Below are 1,238 nucleotides of genomic sequence, written 5' to 3' on the forward strand. Positions count from 1 at the left end.
GGCGCTCTCAAGCGGTCGTCGCAACAGCTGACGCGAATACTTCGGCAGGCGTTCGCCATGCAAGCGTTTGACGCGGGCGCCCGTTAAGTTCGTGCGCGATGGCGTCGAGTTGCTTGCCGGAGAGGGCGCTCAGGTCCACGCCCTTTGGGAAATATTGGCGCAGCAGGCCGTTGGTGTTTTCGTTGCTGCCACGCTGCCAGGGGCTGTGCGGGTCGCAGAAGTAGACTTGTACCTGGGTGTCGATGGTGAAGCGTGCGTGCTCAGCCATCTCCTTGCCCTGGTCCCACGTGAGCGAGCGGCGCAGGTGCTCGGGCAGCCGCTGAATCTGCTCTGTCAGGGCCTCGCGGACGCGCTCTGCCGTCCGGCCGTGCGGCAGCTCAAGCAACATCACGTAGCGGCTGTGGCGCTCCACGAGGGTGCCGACGGCGGACTTGCCTGCCTTGCCGATGATGAGGTCGCCCTCCCAGTGGCCCGCGACGGCGCGGTCCTCGGCTTCTGGCGGCCTCTGGCTGAGCATCACCATGTCGCGCAGCTGTCCGCCTACGTCGTTGCGCTTGCTGGGCCGGCGCTGGGTCCGGCCTGTACGCAGGCAGGCGGCGAGCTCTTTGCGTAGCGCGCCTCGCGCCTGCACGAAGAGCGAGCGGTAAATGGTTTCGTGAGATACGCGCATGTGGGGCTGCTCGGGATGGGCCGAGCGTAGTCTGGCGACAATCTGCTGGGGGCTCCAGCGCCGGGCCAGGCCCTGCTCCACCGCGTCCCTCAGTGGGCTGCTCGCGGCGAGCTTGCAGTACTTGGGACGACGCGCCCTGCGCTCAGCGCCTTCTTCGGCACTCCACGCCCGGTACTTCCTCCGGCCGCCCGTCGCGGCCACGTCGCGCGACACGGTGGACGCTGAGCGTCCCAAACGACGCGCGATGGCGCGCATCGACTCACCTGCCTGTACGCCGCGCGAGATTTCCTCGCGCTCCTGCAGCGACAGGCGCAAGGGCGAGCGCGGGCGCGCGCGCGGCGCCACTCCGCCTGTCTTCACCAGGAGCCTCTGAATGGATTTCTTCGAGCAGCCTATGGCCAGCGCCGCTTGCTCGAAGCTCTCGCCAGCGATGACACGCCGCCGAATCTCCAGCCTGTCCTCACCCGTCAGCCTTGCTGCTTTCCCTCGGCCTCGCACCCTGTGCCTCCCATCAAGCAGGGTGCCATGGTGAGCACCCACGTGGTGCGTTCACCGCTTGAGACCGCCG

1 protein-coding gene is annotated in these 1,238 nt (G+C 67.8%); it reads right to left on the reverse strand.

The genetic code is table 11. The features are described 5' to 3' along the window. Positions 1 to 7: 7 nt before the first annotated feature. Entirely contained in the window at positions 8 to 1,168 is a 1,161-nt protein-coding gene (locus D7Y15_RS43525; RefSeq protein WP_233605330.1) for an IS30 family transposase, read from the reverse strand. Positions 1,169 to 1,238: the final 70 nt, after the last annotated feature.

Source organism: Corallococcus sp. AB030 (assembly GCF_003668965.1).
Classification (GTDB): domain Bacteria; phylum Myxococcota; class Myxococcia; order Myxococcales; family Myxococcaceae; genus Corallococcus; species Corallococcus exiguus.